Here is a 19,087-nt window from a genome sequence, read left to right as displayed (position 1 = left end):
ATGCTCTTTTTGGTCGAAGACAGCGGGTACACAAGTGTTTAATCATGCCGATCAGGGTGTGACCTGCCGAGACGCAAGGCGTAAGCCTTACTACATGGACAAAATTGGGTAACCATTTTTGTTCGTATCAGCGTTGTAGCTGCTGTTTCGAAAACTATTAAAACTTCTATATAGGGAGGAGCACTTTGAATCGTGATGAAAAAGCGACGGTAGTTTCGGAATTGAACGACTCGTTCAGCCGGGCTAGCTTTGCTGTTGTCGCCGACTATTGTGGTTTGAAGGTCTCTGAGTTACAAGAATTGCGTGTGGAATTACGCAAGAGTGATTCTGAGATTCGCATTGCCAAAAACACTCTCCTGAAAAGAGCTGCCGCTGATACTGATAATGCCGCGTTGAGTGACGATTTCGTCGGAACCACCGCAGTTATCATGGCCTACTCGGATCCGGTTGCACCTGCAAAGGTGCTTGCCAAATTTGCCGAAGACCATGCGAAGTTCAAGATCAGAAGTGGTGCTCTCGAAGGAGAGAAACTTGAACTGGACGGAATTATTGCTCTGTCCAAGCTGCCATCCAAAGAAGTACTTCTTGGACAGTTCCTGTCCGTACTCAACGGTGTACCTACCGGACTTGTCCAGGTACTCACCGGAGTTCCACGTACCTTTGGCTATGCACTGAACGCTCTCAAAGAGCAGAAAGAGCAGGCTGGCGCCTAAATTATCATTAATTGAGACGAATTGTTAAAAAATTCTGAACGAGGTATTCTATAATGTCCATTACTAAAGAAGATGTAATTGAGTTTATTTCCAACATGTCTGTACTCGAGCTCTCCGAACTGATCAAAGAGTTCGAAGAGAAATTCGGTGTTTCCGCTGCTGCTCCTGTAGCTGTTGCAGTTGCCGGTGGTGCTGCAGATGCTGGTGCTGCTGCAGAAGAGAAAACTGAGTTTGACGCTATTCTGGCGGCTGCTGGAGATCAGAAGATCAAGGTTATTAAAGAAGTTCGCGCTATCACCGGTCTCGGTCTGAAAGAGGCTAAGGCTCTGGTTGAGGGTGCACCTGCTCCGTTGAAAGAGGCTGCTTCCAAGGATGAGTGCGAAGAGATCAAGACCAAGATCGAAGCTGTAGGTGGTACTGTAGAGATCAAGTAGTCCACTTACTTGCAAGCAAACGCTTCGGCGGTTGCAATCGGTACACACGACACGCTACGGGCTTTGCCACGTAGCGTGTCGTGCTTTAGACTGTACGAAAAATTCGAAAAAAATGTTCAGTAATTACAAGCGATTAAACATGTATCTTTGCCGTTTCTATATTTGAGTAAACAAATAAAAGAGGAGAAAAGGTATGTTCAGTCCCGCAATATCGCTTTTTTTTACCGAAAGTCTGCTTATTCTTAACACGAACTACCCGAAAGTTATCATTTCGCATAATTCATACTCAAATCCTAAACTTTAATCACTTCCTTTTTGTTCAGCTAAACGCTGAACCATCATTTTTAGAAATCAGACTGGGCTAAGTAGTTTGTAACAAATTACAGGCAACCTCGAGGATAATTTATGGAACGAGTTAGAAAGAACTTTGCCACGGCCGACAACATCATCGAGCCACCTCATCTCATTTCAATGCAGAGAATATCGTATGAGGAATTCCTGCAGATTAACACTGAGCCGGAGGATCGAGAGGACATCGGGTTAGAGGCGATTTTCAAGAGTGTCTTCCCTATTAACGACTTTAACGGACTCTGTTCCCTCGAATACGTCAGATATAAATTTGGTGAGCCAAAATATACCGTTGAAGAATGTCAGCAACGGGGCATGACGTATGAGATCCCGCTGAAAATTGTCGTTCGTCTCATCACTTTTGATGTAGACGAGGAGACCGGTGTTCAAACCATTCGCGATATCAAAGAGCAGGAGGTCTTTCTCGGCTCACTGCCTATGATGACCGCCGATGGTGTTTTTGTAGTTAATGGTACAGAGCGAGTTATCGTCTCGCAGTTGCAGCGTTCACCAGGTCTGTTTTATACCCACGATAACGGTAAAACTCACGCCAGTGGTAAGCTGCTCTACTCTGCCCGTATTATCCCTGTACGTGGTTCCTGGATTGATCTCGAATTCGATATTAAGGACGTTCTTCACGTTCGTATCGACAGGCGTCGTAAATTTCCGGTTACTACTCTCTTGAAAGCGATCGGCTACGATGCAGAATCCCTGCTGAGTGAGTTCTACCCTATCAGCAACGTAAGCATCGAGGGAGAGGAATTCTTTATTGATTTTGATCCGGAGATCATGCTCGGCCAACGGCTTGAGTACGATCTGGTGTCTCCTGCTGATGGCGAGATTATAGCCAAGACGGGCCGTAAGATCAGTAAGGCCATGGCGAAGCGGATTGCTACGGATGAAATCAGCAAACTGCGTATTTCCGTCGAATCGGTTACCGGTAAGGTGTTGGCTGAGACTATCCTCAACCCTGAGGATGGGGAACCGCTTGCACTTTGTAACACCGAGATCACGGAAACAGTTCTCCAGACTCTCGTGGCAGCCGGTATCACCTCGTTCAAGACATTGTTCATTGATGGTGTTAAGTACTCCGAATCGTTCTCCAAGACCCTCTCGGTTGATAAGGTCGCTTCAAGCGAGGAAGCACTTCTCGAAATCTATAGAAGACTTCGTCCATCAAGTCCTCCAACCATTGAGGTTGCTCAGGGATTTTTTGACAATCTTTTCTTTAACGCAGATCTCTACGATCTCTCGGAAGTAGGTCGATACAAGATCAACGCCAGACTTGGTCTCGATATCGATATCGAAAACCGTGCTCTTACCAAAGAAGATATTGTCCAATCGATTAAATATCTTGTTCGTCTTAAAGACAGCCAGGGTGCTGTAGATGATATCGATCATCTCGGTAACAGAAGAGTTCGTACGGTAGGTGAGCTGGTTGAAAACCAGTACCGCATGGGCCTGGTCAGAATGGAGCGCGCCATCAAGGAGAGAATGACTCTTCAGGATGTCGAGACGTTGATGCCACATGACCTGGTCAATCCCAAGCCGATCTCTGCTGCCATCAAGGAGTTCTTCGGAACCTCCCAGCTGTCCCAGTTTATGGATCAGACCAACCCATTGTCCGAGGTGACCCATAAGCGCCGTCTGTCAGCGCTCGGACCGGGTGGTCTTTCCCGCGAACGTGCAGGATTTGAAGTTCGTGACGTACATCCGACACACTACGGACGTATATGTCCCGTTGAGACTCCTGAGGGGCCGAATATCGGACTGATCGTCTCGCTTGCAACATATGCGCGCATTAACCCATACGGCTTCATTGAGACTCCGTATCGCAAGGTTGATGACAGAATCGTTTCTGACCAGATCAAATATCTGAGTGCACTGCAGGAGCAGAATCAGATTATCGCCCCGGCCTTGATGAAGGAAGGTGGTGATAAGGAAATTGCCGAAGGAAATCTGGTTGTTCGGGAGGAAGGTGAGGTTGTCACCGCAAATGCCGACAGCGTCACCTACATGGATATCGCGCCAAACCAGCTCGTTTCCGTCGCCACATCGCTTATCCCCTTTCTGGAAAACGATGATGCTAACCGTGCCTTGATGGGCTCGAACATGCAGCGACAGGCTGTACCTCTGCTCATAACCCGTTCACCGCTGGTCGGTACTGGTATGGAGAGCTATGTAGCCCGCGATTCCGGGGCATGTCTGCTTGCAGCCGGTGAAGGTGTGGTAGAAGAGTCGGATGCTAACCGTATCGTGATACGCTACGATAAGCCTGGTGTGGACGGTTATGATACCGGTGTTGCCGTGTACCGTCTCGAGAAATATAAGAAATCCAATCAGAATACCTGCTTTAACCAGAGACCTCTGGCCCTGCCGGGACAACGTGTTACCGAAGGTACAGTGCTTGCGGATGGTCCATCATGTGAACTTGGTGAACTGGCGCTTGGTAAAAACGTTACCATCGCTTTCATGCCATGGCGCGGTTTCAACTTTGAGGATTCAATCCTTGTCAACGAACGGTTGTTGCGGGAGGATACCTTTACCTCGGTACATATCGAGGTTTTTGAGACCATGGCCCGGGACACCAAGCTTGGCAAAGAGGAAATCACCCGCGATATCCCGAATGTCAGTGAAGAGACTCTGAGAAACCTCGATGAGTCCGGTATCGTCCGTATCGGAGCTGAAGTGAAAGCCGGCGACACTCTGGTGGGTAAAGTCACCCCGAAAGGTGAAACCGTACTTTCACCGGAAGAGAAGCTGCTGAGAGCAATCTTCGGGGAAAAAGCTCAGGATGTGAAGGATTCCTCTCTGCGTGTGCCACCAGGAGTGACCGGAGTCGTCATCGACGCCAAGGTTTTCTCACGTAAAGGTGTCGATAAGGATGAGCGGTCCCTGATGATCGAGGATCTTGAGATTGAAAAACTCAACCAGGATAAACTCGACGAACTGAGCAGTCTCAGACGCGGTGTATGTGGTGAGATCGGGCTACTTATCGAAGGCCGAACCGCCAAGAAGGATATTTTCGACGCAGATGGTGAGCTGGTTGTCGCACTGGGCAAGAAGATTGAGGCGGATATGGCTGTCGCCATCGGCTTTCAGCAGCTTCGCCACATCGAGTTCTCTGAGAGAGCGAAATACGAAGATCTGGTTGAGCAGGCCTACGAACGTTACGAAAAACAGGCTCGTCTTATTTCAGACAGGTATGAAGGCATTATCGACAGGATGAAGAAAGGTGACGATCTTCCTCCTGGCGTGGTCAAGATGGTTAAAGTCTACGTTGCGACTAAACGTAAGCTTTCTGTTGGTGATAAGATGGCTGGCCGCCACGGAAATAAAGGTGTTGTTTCGCGCCTTCTCCCCGAAGAGGATATGCCGTTTTTCCAGGACGGTTCCACCGTGGATATAGTCCTGAATCCGCTTGGTGTACCTTCTCGTATGAACGTTGGCCAGGTGCTTGAAGTTCACCTCGGTTTTGCTGCTAAAAGGCTTGGGGCGCAGCTTGAGAAAATGGTCAAGGAACAGGCTGTAGAACTGATTCGGGAAAAACTGAAAGCTGTCTATTCCGAGAAAGAATACAAGGCAATCACCGAAGGCCGTACTGATCAGGAACTTATCACCTGGGCCTGGGCACACAGAGAGGGGTTACATATGGCTACCCCGGTATTTGATGGCGCCCGGGAAGAGCATATCAGAAAACTACTTGTAGAGGCAGGTGTTGACGAGGTGGGACAGGCACAGCTTTATGATGGCCTCACGGGTGAACCGTTTGCCAATAAGGTGACTGTTGGTGCGATGTACATGATCAAATTGCACCACCTTGTAGATAATAAAATTCACGCTCGTTCCACCGGGCCCTACTCCCTGGTCACTCAGCAGCCGCTTGGTGGTAAGGCGCAGTTTGGTGGACAGAGACTTGGTGAGATGGAGGTATGGGCAATGGAAGCATATGGAGCTGCCTATACACTTAAAGAATTTCTCACAGCAAAATCTGATGACGTGGAAGGGCGAACCACCATGTACGAGAGAATTGTCAAAGGTGACAACTTCCTCACCACAGGTCTGCCTGAATCGTTCCATGTTCTGGTGAAGGAATTGCAGGGGTTGTGTCTGAATATGGAATTGATCGAAGAATGAACTGACTGATTGATCCCAGGCATAAGACTACACTGCATAGCAGTTTTGAAGGAAAATCTCTTCAAGGTCCGGCGACTTGGTCGCCGGGCATATCCTAAAATATGAGGGAGAGGTGATTTCGTGGAAGAATTATTCAATTTTTTTCAAAAACCGAAAGCCCCTACTAAATTTAAAAGCGTTAGAATTTCGCTGGCCTCACCAGAGAAAATAATGGATTGGTCACACGGTGAAGTTAAGAAGCCGGAGACCATTAACTATAGAACGTTCAAGCCAGAAAGAGACGGTCTTTTTTGCGCCAAGATTTTTGGCCCGGTCAAAGATTTCGAGTGTAACTGCGGTAAGTACAAGCGCATGAAGCACCGCGGTGTCGTTTGTGAAAAATGTGGCGTTGAGGTGATTCAGTCCAAGGTTCGTCGTGAACGTCTTGGCCATATCAAACTCGCTGCACCTGTTGCACATATCTGGTTTTTAAAGAGTCTGCCGAGTAAGATCGGTGCGGTTCTTGACATGACATTAAAGCAGCTCGAGAAGATTCTCTACTTCGAGCAGTATGCTGTCGTCGAGTCCGAAACCGAGGCTATTCCGGTTGGTTCTCTTCTTACCGAAGAAAAATTCCGTCAGGCCCGTGAAGAGTATCCAGCACAGTTTCGGGTAGGTATAGGCGCAGAAGCTATTCGTGAACTGCTTTCGGCTACACGTCTCGTTGAGCTTGCCGCACAGCTACGCGAGGAGATGGCCAACACCAACTCTCAGACCAAGCGTCAGAAGTTGGGTAAGCGCCTTTTCGTGGTTGAGGCATTCCGCGATTCCGGTAATCAGCCTGAGTGGATGATTCTCGAAATTATCCCGGTTCTTCCACCGGATCTTCGTCCGCTGGTACCTCTGGAGGGTGGTCGTTTCGCGACTTCAGATCTCAATGATCTGTACCGCCGTGTAATTAACCGTAACAACCGCCTTAAGCGACTGCTTGAACTCGATGCGCCTGATATCATTATCCGTAACGAGAAGCGTATGCTGCAGGAGGCTGTGGATGTCCTTTTCGATAATGGTAGAAGAGGCCGTGTCATCACAGGTGCCAACAAGCGTCCGCTTAAATCCCTGGCCGATATGCTTAAGGGTAAGCAGGGACGTTTCCGCCAGAACCTTCTTGGTAAACGTGTAGATTATTCAGGTCGTTCAGTAATTGTTGTTGGACCTCACCTGCGTCTGCATCAGTGCGGTATTCCGAAGAAGATGGCATTGGAGCTGTTCAAGCCGTTTATTTACAATAAGCTTGAGAGAAAAGGCTTCGTTACCACCATCAAAAGTGCAAGAAAGATGGTGGAGAAAGAGGTTAAGGAGGTATGGGACGTACTGGAGGAGGTTGTTACCGAATACCCGGTAATCCTCAACCGCGCGCCTACTCTGCATAGACTTGGTATGCAGGCCTTTGAGGCAGTATTGATCGAGGGTAAGGCTATTCAGCTTCATCCACTGGTCTGTGCCGCCTTCAATGCTGACTTTGATGGCGATCAGATGGCGGTCCACGTACCACTGTCTGTTGAGGCCCAGGTGGAAGCTCGTGTTCTGATGATGTCCACCAACAACATCCTCTCTCCAGCCAATGGCGAGCCGATCATTATTCCGTCTCAGGATATTGTTCTCGGTCTTTATTATATGACCCGTGAACGTATCAACGCCAAGGGTGAGGGCAAGGTCTTCTCTAATGAGGACGAGGCTCGTATCGCCTATGATTATGGCGAAATTGATCTGCAGGCGCGAGTAAAGATCAGAAAGAACGGCGAGATCATTGATACTACCATGGGTAGGATCGTGCTCGCGGAGTTTGTACCGAAGTCTGTGCCCTTTGTAGAGATGAACAAAGTGATGAGTAAGAAGGCTCTTGCCGCCCTTATTGATTACACCTATCGTAAAGCCGGAACCAAGGATACAGTTATCCTTGCCGATCGCCTAAAAGATACTGGCTATGAGTATGCAACCCGTGCCGGTATCTCTATCTGCATCGACGATATGAGAATTCCCGAAAAGAAAGTGGAACTCGTTGAGCAGGCAGAAGGTGATGTACTCGATGTAGAACAGCAATACAATGACGGTCTGATTACTGCTGGTGAGAAGTATAACAAGGTTGTTGATATCTGGTCCAAGGCATCCGAAGATGTCGCCAACGAGATGATGGATGAGATTAAAGTCGAATCTTTCACCAACAAAGACGGCGAGATCGAGGAAGGACCAAGCTTTAACTCTGTATTCATCATGGCCGACTCCGGCGCAAGGGGGTCCCGCGACCAGATCAGGCAGCTGGCTGGTATGCGTGGTCTGATGGCCAAACCTTCCGGTGCGATCATTGAGACCCCGATTAAAGCGAACTTCCGTGAGGGGCTTGGCGTACTCGAGTATTTCACATCTACTCACGGTGCCCGTAAAGGTCTTGCGGATACCGCGCTTAAAACTGCGAACTCTGGTTATTTGACCCGTCGCCTGGTTGATGTGGCCCAGGAAGTGACCATCGTCGAAAGCGATTGCCTCACCCTGGATGGTATCGAAGCCGAGCCGCTATTGGATGGCGGTGAAGTTATCGTACCACTTGGTGACAGAATTCTCGGACGTGTTGCCTTGGAGGACGTGGTTGATCCTTACACCAACGACACTATAGTCGAAGCTGGTGAAGAGATCACCGAGAGTAAAATCGAGGAAATCAATGAAGCGGGTATCGACCGTGTCATGATTCGCTCGGTGCTTACCTGCCGTTCCAAACGCGGTGTCTGTGCACTGTGCTATGGTCGAGACCTCGGCCGTGGACATATGGTGAACAGAGGCGAAGCGATTGGTGTTATCGCTGCACAATCCATCGGTGAACCTGGTACACAGCTGACAATGCGTACCTTCCATATCGGTGGTACTGCATCTCGTTCTGTTGAACAGGCCGAGATTCAGACTCAACGTGGTGGTAAGGTAGAATTCAGGAATCTGCACTCCGTTGTGAATGCCGAGGGCATCAAGATCGTAATGAACCGTAACGCAGAAATTGTTGTTGTGGACGAACTTGAGCGTGACCGCGAGCGTTTCAAAGTGAATTACGGTGCGCAGCTTCTCGTTGCTGAAGGAGCAGAGGTTGAGCCGGGTACCATCCTGGCCGACTGGGATGCCTATACCATTCCGATCGTTTCAGAGGTCGGTGGTATTATCCGCTACGGTGATGTACTTGAAGGTATTTCCATGCAGGAGAAAGTTGATCCTGTAACAGGTAAGTCCTCCAAGGTTATCACTCACTCCAGCAGCAGCGCGCAACTCAACCCGCGTGTTTCTGTAAAGAACGAACGCGGCAAAACCCTGAAGCTTCCGAATTCAGAAGTGCATGCCCGTTACAGCCTGCCGGTTGGTTCTATTATCTCAGTTAACGAAGGTGACGAGATCCAGCCAGGTACTATTGTTGGTAAGATTCCACGGGAATCTTCTAAAACCAAGGATATTACAGGTGGTCTGCCAAGGGTTGCAGAGCTGTTTGAGGTTCGTAAGCCAAAGGAGCCTGCGGTTATCTCCAAGATTGACGGCAGGGTAAGTTTCGGTAAGGAACTGAAAGGCAAGCGCAGGGTTGTAGTTACCCCTGAATATGGTGAGTCCGAAGAGTACCTGGTACCGAAATCCAAGCATATCATCGTGCACGAAGGTGATTATGTGCAGGCTGGTGAACCCCTGATGGAGGGTACCGTAGTTCCCAACGACATCCTCAGCGTACTGGGTGTCAAAGAGCTGGCGAAATTCCTGGTGAATGAGATTCAGGAAGTATATCGTCTGCAGGGTGTTAAAATCAATGATAAGCACATCGAGGTCATTGTACGCCAGATGCTGAAGCGCGTAATGATTACTTCCGCAGGAGACTCTAAGTTCATGATAGGTGAGCAGGTCGAGTGGTGGAAGTTTGAAGAAGAGCGTGATAAGCTGATGAGCGAAGGACTGATGCCTGCGGTAGCGGAACCTCTGCTCCTCGGTGTAACAAAGGCTTCACTGTCAACCGAGAGTTTTATCTCGGCGGCATCCTTCCAGGAGACCACGAAAGTTCTGACCAATGCGGCTATGGCCGGAAAAGTTGACGAACTTGCCGGACTTAAGGAGAATGTCATCATGGGCCGGTTAATTTCTGCCGGTACTGGTCTTGACGGTCGGTAGCTAAAGCATGTTAAATTTAGGTTGAAGTACTATTTGGTCTTGACACTCCAATGGCGTTAGGGTAAATATCATCTCTTTCGTGCAAAATTTTTAGTGGCGAGATCCGTAACTGGTTTGTCAGAAATTATATATTAACTGTTATTCAAACAGGAGCAGTAGACGCAATGCCAACTATTAACCAACTCGTTAGGCGTGGCAGAAAGAAGATTGTCAAGAAGACAAACACTCCCGCCTTGAAAGGTTCTCCGCAGAAAAGGGGTGTATGTGTAAGGGTTTACACTACTACACCGAAAAAGCCAAACTCAGCGCTTCGTAAAGTTGCCAGGGTAAGACTTACAAACGGTATTGAAGTAACATCCTACATTCCGGGTATCGGACACAATCTGCAGGAGCACTCGGTTGTGTTGATCCGTGGCGGTAGAGTAAAAGATCTTCCTGGTGTTCGCTATCACATCGTACGTGGTACCCTCGACTCCCTTGGTGTTTCCGATAGGCGTCAGGGTCGTTCAAAGTATGGAGCCAAGCGTCCTTCCTAGTGGGGGGCGGGGCCTGATGGAGAAAAATTAATATGTCTCGTAGAAAAGTAATTAGTCGGCGTCCGATCGACACTGATCCTCGTTTCAACAGCGTGCTGGTGAGTAAGTTTACCAACGGTCTGATGGAGCGTGGTAAGAAGAGCCTCGCAATGCGTATCTTTTACGATGCGATGGATCTCGTTGACAGTAGAGTGCAGGATGATGATGCTATCAACGTCTTCGAAGGAGCAATGGAGAACGTTCGGCCTAAGGTAGAAGTTAAGTCCCGCCGTGTTGGTGGTGCTACCTACCAGGTGCCGATGGAAGTTCGCCAGACCCGTAGAAACGCATTGGCAATCCGCTGGATTATCGGCTTCGCAAAGTCTCGCTCAGGCAAGTCTATGTCTGAGAAGCTTGCTGCAGAGTTCATCGATGCATACAATAATCGTGGCGCGGCTGTTAAAAAGCGTGACGATACGCATCGTATGGCTGAAGCCAACAAGGCTTTTGCCCACTACCGCTGGTAGGGCAGATAGACGACATCGAGCGATGCTATGGGTTGGCATCAGCACTTACTTAATTTCTTTATTTGAGGGAGGGCGATGGCAACCCAGGTTGAGCTGACAGACGTCCGTAATATCGGCATCATGGCGCACATCGATGCTGGTAAGACAACGACCACAGAGCGCATACTCTATTACACAGGTCGTTCGCATAAGTTAGGCGAAGTTCATGAAGGCACAGCCGTTATGGACTGGATGGAGCAGGAACAGGAAAGAGGTATTACCATTACCTCGGCAGCAACGACCTGTTACTGGCATGATAAAAAAATTAACATCATCGATACGCCGGGTCACGTAGACTTCACAGTTGAGGTCGAACGTTCCCTGCGGGTGCTTGACGGTGCGATCGCAGTATTTTGTGCCGTAGGCGGTGTCGAACCGCAGTCAGAGACTGTATGGCGGCAGGCCAACAAGTACCATATCCCGAGAATAGCGTTCGTTAACAAGATGGACCGCGTCGGGGCTAATTTCGAACGTTGTGTTTCGATGATAGAGGGCAGGCTTGGAGCCAACGCGGTTCCAATCCAGATCCCCGTCGGCGCTGAAGCCGAGTTTGAAGGGGTGATAGACCTCGTTAAAGAGAAGATGCTCTCCTTTACAGAGCACACTCTTGGTCAGGAAGTTGTAGAGAAAGATATTCCTGCCGAATACACTAATGATTTCACGGCCGCACGTATGGCACTCCTCGAGAAGTTGGCCGACTTCGATGAGGATGTCATGGAAAAATACTTGAGTGATACGAAAGTATCTGCGACTGAGATCTATAACGCTCTCAGAAAGGCAACATTGGGTTTGGATCTCGTACCAGTGTTGTGTGGGAGTGCGTTTAAGAATAAAGGTGTCCAGCCTCTGCTCGATGCAGTGGTCGACTATCTTCCTTCACCTCTTGATGTTCCGGCTATTGACGGAATAGATAAGGACGGGGAAGAGGTCACCAGGAAAACCGACCCCAATGAAGCTTTCGCCGGGTTGGTATTCAAGCTGATGAGCGATGCGTTTGTTGAGAATCTCGCCTTTGTCAGAATTTACTCCGGTAAACTGGCTGTGGGGGATAAGGTCTTCAATCCGGCTAAGAAAAAGCAGGAGAAGGTCAGCAAGATTCTCAAGATGCACGCAAACAAACGCGAAGAGGTACGAGAGGTCGTAGCTGGTGATATCTGCGCCATTGTTGGTTTGAAGTTCACAACCACCGGTGATACGCTTTGTGAGAAGGGGGATTACATCATGCTTGAGAGCATGGATTTCCCGGATCCGGTGATTGGGGTTGCCATTGAACCAAGCACTAAGGCGGAAGAGAAAAAACTGGCTGAGTCTCTCCGAAGAATCGCCCTTGAAGATCCGTCATTTACTATCTCAACAGATAGTGACACGGGTCAGACAATTATTTCCGGTATGGGGGAACTTCACCTGGAAATAATTGTTCACCGACTGCTTCATGAGTTCAAAGTCGGTGCAAAGGTCGGTACACCACAGGTTGCCTATAAGGAGACCATTACCAAGGCGTGCCAGGCCGAAGGCAAGTTTGACCAACAGACTGGTGCTAAAGGTATGTATGGTCATGTGGTTCTCGAAGTTGAACCGCTGGCCCAGGGTGAAGGGTTTGTGTTTGAGTCCGCCGTTGACGAAGAACAGATCCCGACCGAATTTTTGGGAGCTATTGAAAAGGGAGTTGGCGATAGTCTTGACTCCGGCCCACTGATTGGTTACCCGCTTACAGATATAAAAGTACGATTATGCGGCGGGTCATATCATGAAGACGAATCTTCGGATATGGCATTTGGGGTAGCATCTTCCATGGCGATTCGCAGGGCAACCGCGGAGGCTGAGCCGGCACTGTTAGAGCCGGTTATGGATTTGATTGTTTTGACCCCGGAAGATTACATCGGTGACGTGATTGCTGATTTAAACAGTAAGCGCGGCAAGATTGTCGGTGTAGAGGCTGAAGGTGATCTGCAGAACGTTAAGGCCCATGTACCGTTGGCCGAAATGTTCGGATATTCGACATCACTGAGGTCGGCAACACAGGGAAGGGCAAATTTCACAATGCAATTCCTGGAATATAATATAGTACCCGCTGCCAAGGCAGAGGCAATTATTAAAAAAATCAGAGGGATCTAAGTCCAAGTAAATTGGGGTATTACTATGGCTAAGGAAAAATTCGAAAGGACTAAACCGCATGTCAATGTCGGCACTGTTGGCCACATTGATCACGGTAAGACCACATTGACAGCCGCGATTACTCGTGTACTGGCAACCAAAGGCCAGGCTAAGTTCACTGATTTCAGTGATATTGATAAAGCGCCTGAAGAAAAAGAGCGTGGAATCACTATTGCCACTGCCCACGTAGAGTACGAAACTGAGAATCGTCACTATGCTCACGTGGATTGTCCAGGCCATGCCGACTACATCAAGAACATGATCACTGGTGCAGCACAGATGGACGGTGCAATTCTGGTTGTTGCTGCAACCGATGGTGCTATGCCTCAGACCCGCGAGCATATCCTGCTTGCACGTCAGGTTGGTGTACCCGCAATCGTTGTGTTCCTTAATAAATGCGACATGGTCGATGATGAGGAACTGATTGAGCTGGTTGAGATGGAACTTCGTGAACTGCTTGATAAATACGAGTTCCCGGGCGATGATATTCCGTTTGTACAGGGTTCAGCTCTGCTTGCACTCGAGAATCCTGAAGATCCTGAGAAAGCAGCATGTATCTGGGAGCTCATGGAGCAGGTAGATGCGTATATCCCAGAGCCTGTACGAGACGTTGATCAGGCATTCCTGATGCCGATTGAGGACGTTTTCTCCATCTCCGGTCGTGGTACCGTTGCAACCGGTCGTGTTGAGCGTGGTATCATCAGGGTTGGTGAAGAAATCGAGATCGTCGGTATCAAAGAAACCCAGAAAACAACCTGTACCGGTGTTGAGATGTTCAGAAAACTTCTCGACGAAGGTCAGGCTGGTGATAACATCGGTGCTCTGCTGCGCGGTGTTAAGCGCGAAGATATCGAGCGTGGTCAGGTTCTTGCCAAGCCAGGTTCAATTACTCCGCACACCCAGTTTGAAGCAGAAAGCTACATCCTCGGAAAAGACGAGGGAGGCCGTCATACTCCATTCTTTAACGGGTATCGTCCGCAGTTCTATTTCAGAACAACTGACGTTACAGGAGTAGTAACTCTTCCGGAGGGAACCGAGATGGTCATGCCCGGAGACAATGTTTCTATTACTGCCGAGCTGATCACTCCTATCGCTATGGATGAGGGACTTCGTTTTGCTATCCGTGAGGGTGGTAGAACTGTTGGTGCCGGCGTAGTAAGCAAAATTATTAAATAAAGGTGTACGATGATACCTACAGAAAAAATTCGTATTCGTTTGAAAGCTTACGATCATAAACTGCTCGACCAGTCTACTTCTGAGATTGTAGAGACAGCAAGAAGGACCGGCTCTGCTGTGGCGGGTCCGATTCCTCTGCCGACTACTGTGAACAAGTTCTGCGTTCTCCGTTCACCGCATGTAGACAAAAAGTCCAGAGAACAGTTTGAAATGAGAACCCATCGTCGTTTACTGGATATCCTTGAGCCTACCCAGCAGACTATTGATCTGCTGATGAAACTCGAGCTCTCCGCTGGCGTCGATGTTGAAATTAAGCTGCCTTAACCGGCAGGCGATATTGCAAAGTAAATTGAAGCATCGGGTGCAATTATGCCAAAGACAATGGGTATTTTAGGAAAAAAGGTTGGAATGACCCGCATCTACACCGAACTGGGGCAGGCAGTACCAGTTACAGTTGTAGAAGCAGGACCTTGCAAGATTCTCCAGATTAAAACTGTAGAGAATGACGGGTACAGCGCAATTCAGGTTGGTTTCGACCAGCAGAAAGCGCAAAGGGTTAACAAACCAACTGCAGGCCACTTGAAAAAATCTGACTCAGATGGCTTCTACCACATCCGCGAGTTCAGAGTAGCTGCGGACGCTTCTTACGAGGTGGGTCAGGAGGTCAGCATTGAGGAGCTTTTCAAGGTTGGTGATGTTGTTGACGTTCAGGGAACCAGCAAAGGTCGCGGTTTCCAGGGTGTTGTCAAGCGCTACGGCTTTAAAGGTGGTTGCTCAACACATGGCTCCATGTTCCATAGAGCACCAGGTTCAATCGGTTGCTCAGCCTGGCCGAGTCGCGTTATGAAGGGAAAGAAGATGCCCGGTAGAATGGGTAATGATACCGTTCTGAAAAAGAACGTTATTGTTATGGATGTTCGTGCAGATGAGAATGTTGTTCTGCTTAAGGGACCTGTTCCTGGGGCCAAAAATGGCCTTTTGAAAATTTTTTCCAAATAATTGATGTCGGAACGAGATCAGGTTCGAGGAGATAATAATGTCAACTATAAACGTAGTTAACACCAAGAATGAGAACGTCGGTCAGGTAGAACTGAACGATGACGTTTTCAATCTTGAGGTGAAGGAGTATATCCTCCACGATGTAGTTCGGATGCAGCGCGCTGCCCGTCGTGCAGGTAATGCCTGTACCAAAACCCGCGTTGAAGTAAGCGGTGGTGGAGCCAAGCCATGGCGTCAGAAAGGCACTGGACGCGCACGCGCCGGTAGCCGTACTTCTCCTATTTGGAGAGGTGGTGGTGTAACTTTCGGTCCCAAGCCACGTGATTACAGTTTCAAGCTGAACAAGAAAGTTAAAAAGCAGGCACTGGCGATGGCCATGAGCGCTCGTCTTCAGGAAAACAACGTGGTTGTGCTCGAAGACTTCGCTATGGAAGATATCAAGACCAAAGATTTCATGGGCGTGATGAAGGCGCTTGAGATCGAGAACGGTCTGATCGTAATCGACGGAGACAACGATAACCTGAAGCTTTCATCCAGAAATGTAAATGGCTTTAAGGTTATGCCTTCGGAAGGACTCAATGTATACGATGTGCTGCTGCACAAAAAACTGGTCCTTGTAAAACCTGTAATAGAAAGCCTTGAGAAGAGGTTGATGGCATGAAAAATATCTACGGCGTTTTAAAGGGGCCCTGCCTCACAGAGAAGGCCGCCTTGTTACAGGAAGAAGGCGGCAAGGTCGTCTTTAAGGTACATCCCAAGGCGAACAAGATAGAAATCAAAAAAGCAGTTGAGACCATGTTCAACGTTAAAGTTAAGGACGTGAGAACTGCTAACATGCACGGAAAGCAGAAGAGGGTTGGCCAGAAAATTGGAATGACCAATGACTGGAAAAAAGCGTACGTTACCCTCGCTGAAGGTGAGATTAACTTTGCTGACGAACTGTAATCAGCAAATGATCAACGTGCTGTAAACTCTCTCATATTGAATGATTCTATCTAATTTTATCATGATGGAGCGATTGGGAAACCATGGCTATTAAGACATATAAACCAACATCAGCCGGTAAGCGACACCAGGTATCAATTAAGAATCCTGACCTGTCCAGCAAACGCCCGGAAAAGAGTCTGGTGACAAGCCTGTCAAAGACCGGCGGAAGAAACAATTACGGACGTATTACCTCACGCCACATTGGCGGTGGACACAAACGTAAATATCGTATAATTGATTTCAAGCGTGACAAAACTGAAATCGACGCTAAAGTGGTAGCGATTGAATATGATCCGAACAGATCTGCTAATATCGCACTGCTCAGCTACGTGGATGGTGAAAAGCGTTACATTTTATCTCCAAACGGAGTTGCTGTAGGCGATGTAATAGTTGCAGGGGATAACGTTGATATCCAGCCCGGCAACTGCCTGCCGATGAATAATATCCCGCTTGGTACTGTTATTCACAACCTTGAGATGAAGATCGGTAAAGGCGCACAGCTCGTGCGTTCAGCTGGTGCTTCAGCTCAGCTCATGGCTAAAGAAGGTGAATACGTACTGGTACGTCTGCCTTCCGGTGAGGTTCGAAAATTCCACAAGAATTGTCGCGCCTGTATCGGTTCTGTAGGCAACAGCGAGCACGGCAGCGCCAAGCTCGGTAAAGCCGGTCGTAACAGATGGAAGGGCAATAGACCACACGTTCGTGGTGTTGCCATGAACCCTGTTGATCATCCAATGGGTGGTGGTGAAGGTAAGAGTTCCGGTGGACGTCATCCTTGTACTCCTTGGGGTTATCCGACAAAAGGATACAAGACCCGGAAGAAGAAGGCTTCAGACAAGTATATTGTCAAGAAGAGATCATAATAATCAAGGAGTAACGTATGTCCCGTTCAATTAAGAAGGGTCCATTCATTGACGATCACCTGATGAGGAAAGTCCAGCAGACTTTAGAGTCTGGTTCTCGCAAAGTTATCAAAACCTGGTCTCGTCGCTCGGACATTAGTCCTGAGATGGTTGGACTGACCTTTGCAGTACACAATGGAAAAAAATTCATACCAGTTTTTGTCTCTGAGAACATGGTAGGTCACAAACTCGGTGAGTTTTCACCGACCAGAACCTATTATGGACACGCTTCAGACAAGAAAGGTAAAAAATAATATAGAAACATCACAGTTTCTGGTACGACTCATTGGGAGTACATACTATGGAAGCACGAGCCGTAGGGAAATATATTAGAATATCCCCACAGAAGGCACGATTGGTAGCAGATGTGGTTAGAGGCATGAACGTAGATCAAGCCATAACCACCCTTCGCTTCATGCCTAAGAAGGGAGCGGGTATTCTGCGTAAGGTAATCGAGTCTGCAGTAGCGAACGCAACTCAGGACGATCAGGCCGACGTTGATAATCTGTATGTTAAGACGATAATGATCGACGGTGGCCCATCACTGAAAAGGATTCGTCCGCGGGCAATGGGACGGGCAACCGGTATCATCAAGAGAACCAGTCATATCACTGTCATTCTTGATGAGAATGAATAAATTTTAGACTAAGCACTCTTTGGAGGTTGTTTTGGGCCAGAAGGTAAATCCACTAGGACTCAGACTGAACATTACCCGGACCTGGGACTCAATCTGGTACGCAGATAAAGAGTATTCGTCTTATCTGCTCGAAGACCAGAAAATTAAAAAGTTCCTGAAAAAACGTCTTAAGCATGCAGGTCTTGCTAAAGTCGTTATCGAGCGTACCGGCGAGAAAGTTCGCGCCAAGCTCTTTACCGCAAGACCGGGTATCGTAATTGGAAAGAAAGGCTCCGAGATTGAGATCCTGAAAAAAGATCTCGAAAAACTCGTAAGTCGCAAAGTGACTCTGGATATTCAGGAAGTTCGTCGTCCTGAAGCTGATGCTCAGCTTGTTGCAGAATCCATAGCTTCACAGCTTGAGCGACGTGTTGCTTTCAGACGCGCCATGAAAAAAGCTGTTAACTCCGCACTTCGTTTTGGCGTACAGGGAATCAAGATCTCTTGTTCCGGTCGTCTCGGTGGTGCTGAGATGTCCAGATGCGAATGGGTTCGTGAGGGCCGTGTACCTCTGCACACACTGCGTGCGGATGTTGACTACGCTCTTGCCGAAGCAAATACCACTTATGGTATTATCGGTGTAAAAGTCTGGATATTTAAAGGCGAAGTTCTGAGCGATAAAGAAGCACCGGCTGCATAAGCCAGGATCAGCAATCAGAGCACACATCCAAATTTTTATCTGGAGTAAATGATGTTAAGTCCAAGAAAGGTTAAGCATAGAAAGGTCTTCAAAGGAAGAATGAGAGGTACCGCATACCGCGGATCTTCCATCTCTTTCGGTGAATTCGCCTTGAAAGCTTTAGGCTGTGGCAAAATGACCGCCCAGCAGATTGAAGCTGCACGTATTACCATCAACAGAACTATGAAGCGTGGTGGTAAAGTTTGGATCCGTGTATTCCCGGACAAGCCGATCACCAAGAAGCCAGCGGAAACTCGCATGGGTAAAGGTAAAGGTAGTCCAGAGTACTGGGTAGCACCAATTAAACCTGGCAAGATCCTCTACGAGGTTGCTGGTGTAGATGAGACACTTGCCGTGAAGGCACTTACGCTGGCCGGCAACAAATTGCCGTTCCCAACAAAAGTGATCACCAGGAGGACCACTTTATGAAAGCAGTAGACATTCGTAAAATGTCCGACGAAGAATTGATCAAGAAAGAGAAAGAATTGTGTGAAGAACTTGGAAATCTTTCATTTCAGCACAGAATCAGACCTCTTGAAGATACCTCGCGTTTGAAAAAAATTAGAAAAGATATTGCTAGGATACAGACCGTTCGTAATGAGGTAGCCGCTTAGTAAGGTGGCTCCTCAAAATA

Annotated in this window: 18 protein-coding genes; all 18 read left to right on the top strand. The window is 48.2% G+C overall.

Annotation, left to right across the window (positions count from 1 at the left end; genetic code table 11):
* The first annotated feature begins 185 nt into the window (after positions 1 to 185).
* Positions 186 to 713 (top strand): 50S ribosomal protein L10, encoded by a 528-nt coding sequence (rplJ, locus tag FCL45_RS21945; protein WP_136798090.1) that lies wholly within the window; start codon positions 186 to 188, stop codon positions 711 to 713.
* A gap of 53 nt (positions 714 to 766) precedes the next feature.
* The gene (gene rplL, locus FCL45_RS21940; RefSeq protein ID WP_275942944.1) at positions 767 to 1,147 is read left to right on the top strand and encodes a 50S ribosomal protein L7/L12; all 381 of its coding nucleotides are present in this window, start codon (positions 767 to 769) and stop codon (positions 1,145 to 1,147) included.
* Positions 1,148 to 1,552: 405 nt separating this feature from the next.
* Entirely contained in the window at positions 1,553 to 5,632 is a 4,080-nt protein-coding gene (rpoB, locus tag FCL45_RS21935) for a DNA-directed RNA polymerase subunit beta (RefSeq protein WP_136798089.1), read from the top strand.
* Positions 5,633 to 5,752: 120 nt separating this feature from the next.
* Complete coding sequence (gene rpoC, locus FCL45_RS21930) at positions 5,753 to 9,799, top strand: DNA-directed RNA polymerase subunit beta' (RefSeq protein WP_136798088.1); 4,047 nt, start codon at positions 5,753 to 5,755, stop codon at positions 9,797 to 9,799.
* Positions 9,800 to 9,963: 164 nt separating this feature from the next.
* Positions 9,964 to 10,335: a 30S ribosomal protein S12 gene (rpsL, locus tag FCL45_RS21925; RefSeq protein ID WP_136798087.1), complete on the top strand. Its 372-nt coding sequence runs from the start codon at positions 9,964 to 9,966 to the stop codon at positions 10,333 to 10,335.
* 32 nt (positions 10,336 to 10,367) lie between these two features.
* Positions 10,368 to 10,841 (top strand): 30S ribosomal protein S7, encoded by a 474-nt coding sequence (gene rpsG / locus FCL45_RS21920; protein ID WP_136798086.1) that lies wholly within the window; start codon positions 10,368 to 10,370, stop codon positions 10,839 to 10,841.
* Positions 10,842 to 10,916: 75 nt separating this feature from the next.
* Positions 10,917 to 12,995 carry an elongation factor G gene (fusA, locus tag FCL45_RS21915; protein WP_136798085.1) on the top strand — a complete coding sequence of 693 codons (2,079 nt, stop codon included), beginning with the start codon at positions 10,917 to 10,919 and terminating at the stop codon, positions 12,993 to 12,995.
* A gap of 24 nt (positions 12,996 to 13,019) precedes the next feature.
* On the top strand, positions 13,020 to 14,210 hold the full coding sequence (tuf, locus tag FCL45_RS21910; protein ID WP_136798084.1) for an elongation factor Tu: 1,191 nt from the start codon (positions 13,020 to 13,022) through the stop codon (positions 14,208 to 14,210).
* A 12-nt stretch (positions 14,211 to 14,222) separates the two neighbouring features.
* Positions 14,223 to 14,534: a 30S ribosomal protein S10 gene (rpsJ, locus tag FCL45_RS21905; RefSeq protein ID WP_176360112.1), complete on the top strand. Its 312-nt coding sequence runs from the start codon at positions 14,223 to 14,225 to the stop codon at positions 14,532 to 14,534.
* A gap of 45 nt (positions 14,535 to 14,579) precedes the next feature.
* On the top strand, positions 14,580 to 15,209 hold the full coding sequence (rplC, locus tag FCL45_RS21900) for a 50S ribosomal protein L3 (RefSeq protein ID WP_136798083.1): 630 nt from the start codon (positions 14,580 to 14,582) through the stop codon (positions 15,207 to 15,209).
* Between the two features lie 37 nt (positions 15,210 to 15,246).
* On the top strand, positions 15,247 to 15,870 hold the full coding sequence (rplD, locus tag FCL45_RS21895; RefSeq protein WP_136798082.1) for a 50S ribosomal protein L4: 624 nt from the start codon (positions 15,247 to 15,249) through the stop codon (positions 15,868 to 15,870).
* Complete coding sequence (locus tag FCL45_RS21890) at positions 15,867 to 16,154, top strand: 50S ribosomal protein L23 (RefSeq protein ID WP_136798081.1); 288 nt, start codon at positions 15,867 to 15,869, stop codon at positions 16,152 to 16,154. The genes rplD and FCL45_RS21890 overlap by 4 nt, the downstream gene beginning before the upstream one ends.
* An 83-nt stretch (positions 16,155 to 16,237) precedes the next feature.
* On the top strand, positions 16,238 to 17,059 hold the full coding sequence (gene rplB, locus FCL45_RS21885) for a 50S ribosomal protein L2 (RefSeq protein ID WP_136798080.1): 822 nt from the start codon (positions 16,238 to 16,240) through the stop codon (positions 17,057 to 17,059).
* Positions 17,060 to 17,076: 17 nt separating this feature from the next.
* A complete protein-coding gene (rpsS, locus tag FCL45_RS21880) occupies positions 17,077 to 17,352 on the top strand; it encodes a 30S ribosomal protein S19 (protein WP_136798079.1) in 276 nt (91 codons plus the stop codon).
* A 47-nt stretch (positions 17,353 to 17,399) separates the two neighbouring features.
* Entirely contained in the window at positions 17,400 to 17,735 is a 336-nt protein-coding gene (rplV, locus tag FCL45_RS21875; protein WP_136798078.1) for a 50S ribosomal protein L22, read from the top strand.
* 31 nt (positions 17,736 to 17,766) lie between these two features.
* Positions 17,767 to 18,414, top strand: coding sequence for a 30S ribosomal protein S3 (gene rpsC / locus FCL45_RS21870; RefSeq protein ID WP_136798077.1), 648 nt, complete (start codon positions 17,767 to 17,769; stop codon positions 18,412 to 18,414).
* A 51-nt stretch (positions 18,415 to 18,465) separates the two neighbouring features.
* Positions 18,466 to 18,882 (top strand): 50S ribosomal protein L16, encoded by a 417-nt coding sequence (gene rplP / locus FCL45_RS21865; RefSeq protein ID WP_136798143.1) that lies wholly within the window; start codon positions 18,466 to 18,468, stop codon positions 18,880 to 18,882.
* Positions 18,879 to 19,067, top strand: coding sequence for a 50S ribosomal protein L29 (rpmC, locus tag FCL45_RS21860; RefSeq protein ID WP_136798076.1), 189 nt, complete (start codon positions 18,879 to 18,881; stop codon positions 19,065 to 19,067). Before rplP ends, rpmC begins: the two co-directional genes overlap by 4 nt.
* Positions 19,068 to 19,087 lie beyond the last annotated feature (20 nt).

The sequence above is a fragment of the Desulfosediminicola ganghwensis genome (assembly GCF_005116675.2).
In the GTDB taxonomy this organism is placed as follows: Bacteria; Desulfobacterota; Desulfobulbia; order Desulfobulbales; family Desulfocapsaceae; genus Desulfopila; species Desulfopila ganghwensis.
The sequence above is the reverse complement of the archived record's forward strand: the minus strand, read 5'-3'. Positions and strand labels throughout refer to the sequence as shown.

Coding starts and splice junctions, on each gene's coding strand:
- rplB (WP_136798080.1), top strand. CDS start 16,238: ATGGCTATTAAGACATATAAACCAACATCAGCCGGTAAGCGACACCAG.
- rpsG (WP_136798086.1), top strand. CDS start 10,368: ATGTCTCGTAGAAAAGTAATTAGTCGGCGTCCGATCGACACTGATCCT.
- rplV (WP_136798078.1), top strand. CDS start 17,400: ATGGAAGCACGAGCCGTAGGGAAATATATTAGAATATCCCCACAGAAG.
- rpmC (WP_136798076.1), top strand. CDS start 18,879: ATGAAAGCAGTAGACATTCGTAAAATGTCCGACGAAGAATTGATCAAG.
- tuf (WP_136798084.1), top strand. CDS start 13,020: ATGGCTAAGGAAAAATTCGAAAGGACTAAACCGCATGTCAATGTCGGC.
- rplL (WP_275942944.1), top strand. CDS start 767: ATGTCCATTACTAAAGAAGATGTAATTGAGTTTATTTCCAACATGTCT.
- rpsS (WP_136798079.1), top strand. CDS start 17,077: ATGTCCCGTTCAATTAAGAAGGGTCCATTCATTGACGATCACCTGATG.
- rplC (WP_136798083.1), top strand. CDS start 14,580: ATGCCAAAGACAATGGGTATTTTAGGAAAAAAGGTTGGAATGACCCGC.
- rpoB (WP_136798089.1), top strand. CDS start 1,553: ATGGAACGAGTTAGAAAGAACTTTGCCACGGCCGACAACATCATCGAG.
- rpsL (WP_136798087.1), top strand. CDS start 9,964: ATGCCAACTATTAACCAACTCGTTAGGCGTGGCAGAAAGAAGATTGTC.
- rplP (WP_136798143.1), top strand. CDS start 18,466: ATGTTAAGTCCAAGAAAGGTTAAGCATAGAAAGGTCTTCAAAGGAAGA.
- rplD (WP_136798082.1), top strand. CDS start 15,247: ATGTCAACTATAAACGTAGTTAACACCAAGAATGAGAACGTCGGTCAG.
- fusA (WP_136798085.1), top strand. CDS start 10,917: ATGGCAACCCAGGTTGAGCTGACAGACGTCCGTAATATCGGCATCATG.
- FCL45_RS21890 (WP_136798081.1), top strand. CDS start 15,867: ATGAAAAATATCTACGGCGTTTTAAAGGGGCCCTGCCTCACAGAGAAG.